Origin of the sequence: Microbulbifer sp. 2205BS26-8 (assembly GCF_030731025.1) — a bacterium.
Classification (GTDB): Bacteria; Pseudomonadota; Gammaproteobacteria; order Pseudomonadales; family Cellvibrionaceae; genus Microbulbifer; species Microbulbifer spongiae.
The window spans coordinates 23,684-29,683 of record NZ_JAVAMR010000043.1 but is presented as its reverse complement, the minus strand read 5'-3'; the positions used below and the strand labels follow the sequence as shown (position 1 = coordinate 29,683).

3 protein-coding genes are annotated in these 6,000 nt (G+C 56.3%); all 3 read left to right on the top strand.

Annotated features, from left to right (window positions below; all coding sequences use genetic code 11):
* Positions 1-299 precede the first annotated feature (299 nt).
* The 3 genes from Q5Y71_RS13200 to Q5Y71_RS13190 are packed head-to-tail and all read left to right on the top strand — an operon-like array spanning position 300 to position 5,934.
* Positions 300-809 (top strand): hypothetical protein, encoded by a 510-nt coding sequence (locus Q5Y71_RS13200; RefSeq protein ID WP_306042590.1) that lies wholly within the window; start codon positions 300-302, stop codon positions 807-809.
* A 2-nt stretch (positions 810-811) separates the two neighbouring features.
* Positions 812-2,830, top strand: coding sequence for a lipopolysaccharide assembly protein LapB (locus Q5Y71_RS13195; protein WP_306042589.1), 2,019 nt, complete (start codon positions 812-814; stop codon positions 2,828-2,830).
* The gene (locus Q5Y71_RS13190; RefSeq protein ID WP_306042588.1) at positions 2,830-5,934 is read left to right on the top strand and encodes a tetratricopeptide repeat protein; all 3,105 of its coding nucleotides are present in this window, start codon (positions 2,830-2,832) and stop codon (positions 5,932-5,934) included. The genes Q5Y71_RS13195 and Q5Y71_RS13190 overlap by 1 nt, the downstream gene beginning before the upstream one ends.
* Positions 5,935-6,000 lie beyond the last annotated feature (66 nt).

Genomic DNA, 6,000 nt, shown 5'->3' with positions numbered 1-6,000 from the left:
AGTGATTTTGCGGCGAGAAAAGGATCAAAATCGGAGTTCAGGTTGGTAGCATTCTGTCACGGCGGAATTTCTTATTGGACTGTCTTGTACACCCGTAATGATAAGACTTTCCGCCGTTCTTGTGTCTGGAACCATGCAAAATCCGGGCTAGATTTGACGTCCCTCACATCCCCAAGCGCGCCGATTGAATACAATGCCGCAGACTGAAAGGTCCCAGTTTACAGGCATTTCGATGCGGCCCCGAAGGGGCTGGCCTAGTTGATGTCCATGGTTAACGGGTAGGGTCAGAGGTAGATCACATGTTCAGAGTGCTACAGGTCACAATCCTTCTGCTATTGCCTTGCATTGCAGTAGCGCAAAACGTCAGCCGCGATGAAATCCGTGGCTTGGATGAACAAATCCAGGATGTAAAAAAAGATGTGATCAACCTGACTGCGACCCTTGCGCAATTGGAGGAAAAACTGCTCTTTCCCTCAAATTCCCAGGTAGCTTTTTTTGTCTCCATTGCCGATGAGCAGCCCTTTGAGTTGGAATCCGTAGAGCTCAGGCTGAACGGCGAAATTGTTGCACACCACCTATACACCTATCGCGAAATCCAGTCCCTACAGAAAGGCGGTGTGCAAAAAATATATACCGGGAATGTCCAGACTGGTGCGCATCCCTTGCAAGTCCGTTTTATCGGGAAAACCCCCTCGGGCCGGGCGTATCAGGCCGATGCAACTTACCAGGTGGATAAGGCTGTGGGGCCGAAGTTTGTCGAGATCAGTATATTGGGAACCGAGTCTGAGATTCATTTCAAGGACTGGTAACCATGCGCATTTCTCTGCTATCGGTACTGCCGGGTCCGGCCAGGGCAACGCTGCGGGTTTTGACGGTCTCCCTGTGTACCCTACCCATTTTCTCCACTGTGGCGGGTGCCGAAGAACGCGAGGCGCTGCGCGATCTGTTTTTTGGCGCGGCCATGTTCCACGCCCACCAGGAAAACTATTTCGATGCAATTGTGGCCCTGGATACCGAACTGGCCCAGTTCCATCGCCTGGACGAGCCGGAGCTGGACCCATTCAGTGCGCATCTGGGGCAGGCGGAATTCTCTGTGGGCGATTTGGAGCTTTCCTATCGCATGCACCGGGAAGCGGGGCGGGCGATTGAAGCGGTACTCAAGGGTAACGTTTCCCGATCGGTACGCAATGAAGCGGCCTATCGCCTTGCCAGGATTCACTATCACAAACAGCAGCCGGTAAATGCTCTGCACGCGCTGGAATGGATTGAGGGGCGGGTGCCAGAGCGTGTCCGTGCGCAGGAGCAGTTTTTGCGGGCGCGAGTATTTATGCAGTTGGGGCGCTTTGATGAGGCAGTTGAACTGCTAAAGGATTTAAAAGGGGAGGAATCTCTCGCCGGGTTTATCGAGTTCAACCTCGGTATCGCCCAGTTAAAATCCGGTGAGGAGGCTCGCGGGATACTGGAGCTGACGGCCCTGGGTAAAAAACGCAGCAGCGAACTGGCCGAGCAGGCTCTGTATGACAAGACCAACCTGCTGCTGGGTGCTTATTTAATGGAAGCCGGCGAATTGCAGCGGGCGCGCCCGTATTTTGACCGCGTCAATCTCAAAGGTCCGTTTTCCAACCGCGCGCTGCTCGGTGCCGGCTGGGCCGAGGCTCACGCAGGTCGCTACGAGCGGGCATTGGTGCCCTGGAAAATGTTGCAAAACCGCAAGGGGACCAACGAATCCGTACAGGAAGCCATGCTCGCCGTGCCCTATGCCTTCGGCAAGCTGGATGTACACAGCACGGCAGCGATTCACTATGGGCGTGCGCTGGATTCTTTCGGTAGTGAAATCGATACCCTGACCGCCTCAATCCACAGTATCCGCGAGGGCAAATTTCTGCAGGCGCTGCGTCGCAAAGAGGCCACCCAGGTGCAACACTGGGTGGTGGCACTGCGCAACCTGCCGAATGCACCGGAGACCCATTATCTTCTCGACCTGATGGCATCCAATGATTACCAGGCCTTCCTGCACAATTACCGCGATCTGAATGACCTCTACGAGCGCAATGAAGCGTGGCTCAAAAGTCTCAGTGCCTACGAGGACATTATCCGTCACCGCAGAGCTTACTACGACCCCCTGCTGCCAAAGCTCGATGCACAATTCCGCAAGCTGGATGCGCGGATCAAGTTGCGGCTTGAGCAACGGGATACATTTGCCGGGCGCATTGAACAGATGCTGGTTTCGCGCCGCCCGGAATATCTCGCCACTGCCGATGAGCAGGCGGTGAGCCTGGCATTGAGGGAATTGCACCGGCAGCTTGCACAGAATCCTCAGGGCTTTACCGAGGTCACCCGTAGCAGGGTGGCGCGCCTGCAGGGCGTGTTGGATTTGCGCCTCTCCACAGAGTACGACCAACGGCTTACGCAAGCCTATAAGCATCTGCAGGAACTCAATGGGGAAATTGAACAACTGCAGGGGGTTTACCAATCCTATGTGCGCAGTCGCCAGGCAGCCACGCACAGCTATACCGGTTACAACCAACAGATCACCCGCTTGCGTGCGCAGATCCGCAACCACCAGCAGCGCCTGGCAATATTGATGGCTCGCCAGGGCAGCATGCTGGAAGCCCTGGCGATTGAGGAACTGGAACGCCGCCGCACCCAGTTGGAGAGCTACCAGATCAAAGCGCGATTTGCCCTGGCTGACAGTTACGACCGCGCCAACGCATTGCAGGAGCAGCGCGAGGACCAGCGCAAAATTGAGCAGTATCGCGAGGCCCAGCCGGAATCCCTGCCCGACGACAATCCTTCCGAACTGGAAGCGAGTGAAGGAGGGGACACCTGATGCCCAGATTCAAGCCCAGCCGGATGGGTAGGGCGGTTGCCACCCGGTGCGCCCTGCTCGCGGTGATTGCCCTGCTGCTCAATGCCTGCGCGGTCAACAGCGGCAAGACGATTGGCAGTCTGCAAAACGTCGATATTGAAATTAAAGAGGAATATATCGACGAAAGCCTTGAGAAGGCGCTCGCCAGTTACCAGCGCTACTTGCAGGAAACGCCCGAGTCCAGCCTCACACCCGAGGCGATGCGGCGAATTGCCGACCTGAAAATCCAGCAGGCACACCGCGCTGAGGATGCCGCGATCGATGGAATCGCCACTGCAGCAGATACCGGCAAAGCGGTGATTGCGATTGATGCCCCGGAGGTTTCTGCAAACAATACCCTCGATGCTCCCGCTGGGGTAACCCTACCGGCTGCCCGGGTTCAACAACAGGTTGCAAAAGGCGCTGGCGAGACGGAATCGGATGATGCGTTTGCCGCGCGTGCCAGCGGTAGCATGGAAATTGCCACGGAGAACACGGTGATACCCTTGCCTGTGGACAATCCCGACGCACTGATGTCGGCAAATGCCCGGGAAGCCATTCACCTGTATCTGGACTTACTGAAAAAATACCCGCTGTACGACCGCAATGATCAGGTGATGTACCAGCTGTCCCGCGCCTATGAGGAAGCCGGAGAGATTGAACAGGCGGTGGGGGTGCTGCGACAGTTAGTGGTCAAATATCCAGACTCCCGACACATCGATGAGTCCTGGTTCCGCCTCGGGGAATACTACTTTACCCGCAAGAAATACCTGGATGCGGAGGAAGCCTACGGCAAGGTGATCCATATCGGGGTGGTTTCCAGTTTTTATGAGTTGGCTCTGTACAAGCGCGGTTGGTCCCTGTTCAAACAGGATATGTACGAGATGGCGCTGGACGATTATATCGCCATGCTCGATTACAAAGTTTCCCAGGGATATGACTTTGACCAGCAGGCCAATGAGGTGGAGCGCAAGCACATTGATGACACCTTCCGTGTGGTGAGCCTGAGCTTCTCCTACCTGGAGGGCCCCGAGTCAATTGTCGATTATTTCTCCCGCAAGGGGGCGCGCCAGTATGAATACCTGGTGTATGGCCACCTGGGGGAATACTATCTGGATAAGCGTCGCTACCAGGACTCGGCAAAATCCTATACCGCCTTTGTGGAGCGTAATCCCCTGCACAAGGTTTCCGCGGATTTCTCTATGCGCGTGATTGATATTTACAGCAGAGGTGGCTTCCCCAAGCTGGTGCTGGAAGCCAAGAAGTCCTTTGCCAACACCTATGGGCTCAAGGCCGATTACTGGACGGTATTCGATATCGATGAATACGGAGAGGTGGTCGAATTCCTGCAGGCAAACCTGATCGACCTGGCCAGCCACTACCATGCGGCTTACCAGAATAAAAAGCTCAAGGATACACAGGCCGAGCACTATCGCGAGGCAATTCACTGGTATCGCAGCTATCTGCAGTCCTTCCGCGAAACCGAGCGCGCGCCGGAGATGAACTATCAACTGGCCGGTTTGATGCTGGAGAACCGGGATTTCCACAGTGCGGCTTTGGAATATGAGCGCACCGCCTATGAGTATCCGGCCCACAAAGATTCCAGTGAGGCGGGTTATGCGGCGGTCTACGCCTATCGTGAACACCTGGCAAATCACCTGAAAGCGGCCACTGCAGACCAGCGTGCTGTCCTGTTGCGCGAGATTATCCGCTCCTCTCTGACCTTCGCCGACACCTTCACCGGACACGACAAAGCACCGCAGGTGATGCTGGGTGCTGTGGAGGATTTGTATGGCCTTAAGGACTATGTCCTTGCAATCGAAAACGGTCGCCTGTTACTGGAGGAATTCCCGGCCGCGGCACGGGAGATTCGCCGCTCCAGCTGGATGCTGGTAGCCCATGCCTCGTTTGAGCTGCAGGCATTTGTGGATGCCGAAGTGGCCTACGGAAAAACCCTGAATCTGACTGCCGCAGATGCCAAGGATCGCGCCGGGCTGATCGATAACCTGGCGGCGTCCATTTACCAGCAGGGGGATATGGCCCGCCAGCAACAGGATCACGCCACCGCCGCCGACCACTTCCTGCGTATTCGGGCTGCCGCTCCCGGAGCCACCCTGCTGGCCACAGCGGAATACGATGCGGCCGCCTCACTGATCGTATTGCAGGAATGGACCCGGGCCGCGACGGTGCTCAACAATTTCCGCAGCAATTTCCCGCAACACGAGCTGGCGAAAGAAGTGACCAAGAAACTGGCGGTGGTTTATCAGGAGAGTGGAGAGTTGCTGCTGGCCGCAGGGGAGTTTGAGCGCATTGAGCGCGAGTCCGGGGATGAGGCAATCCGCCGCGAGGCCCTGTCCCAAGCGGCGGATCTCTACAGTGCGGCACAGGACAGTCAAAAAGCCCTAACGGTGTTGCGCCGCTACGTGAACCAGTTTCCCAATCCCTTGGAACCGGCATTGGAGACGCGACAGAGAATCGCCGATATCCATAAAGCCGATGGCAATGAACAGCGCTACCGGGAGGCACTGCGTGAGATGGTGCTTATCGAGTTGCGCGGTGGTTCCCAGCGCAGTGACCGCACCCGCTATCTTGCCGGTCACGCCGCGCTGCAGCTCGCCGAACCCAGTTACAGCGCATTTACCCAGGTCGCTCTGGTGAAGCCAATCCAGCAAAACCTGAATCTGAAACGCCAGCGTATGCAGGCCGCTGTCAGTGGTTTCACGGATCTGATTGATTACCAGATAGCCGATGTCACGGCCGCGGCTACTTATTATTTGGCGGAAATCTATTGGCACTTCAGCCAGTCACTCAAAGATTCCGAACGCCCCACCAACCTGAATGCCCTGGAGCTGGAGGAGTACGAACTGGCGTTGGAAGAGCAGATTTATCCGTTCGAGGAAAAGGCAATCTCGGTCCATGAGAAAAATGTCGAGCTTTTGGGGGTGGGTATCTACAACCCCTGGATTGACAAGAGTATCGACCGGCTCGCAGGGGTGGTACCAGCCCGCTATGCAAGAGCTGAGGAAGCAGGCCGGTATTTACAAAGTATTGTGCCCCTGCCAGCGGCGCCGGTGGAGCCCGGGTGAAGCCGTTTCCGGTCGGTAACCGAGCTATTAACCCGGTCACTAATAAAGCTGTGGATTAATGGCAGC

What these genes read in the sequence shown, in the direction of transcription:
- Q5Y71_RS13190 (WP_306042588.1), top strand. Translation starts at nt 2,830, where the DNA reads ATGCCCAGATTCAAGCCCAGCCGGATGGGTAGGGCGGTTGCCACCCGG.
- Q5Y71_RS13200 (WP_306042590.1), top strand. Translation starts at nt 300, where the DNA reads ATGTTCAGAGTGCTACAGGTCACAATCCTTCTGCTATTGCCTTGCATT.
- Q5Y71_RS13195 (WP_306042589.1), top strand. Translation starts at nt 812, where the DNA reads ATGCGCATTTCTCTGCTATCGGTACTGCCGGGTCCGGCCAGGGCAACG.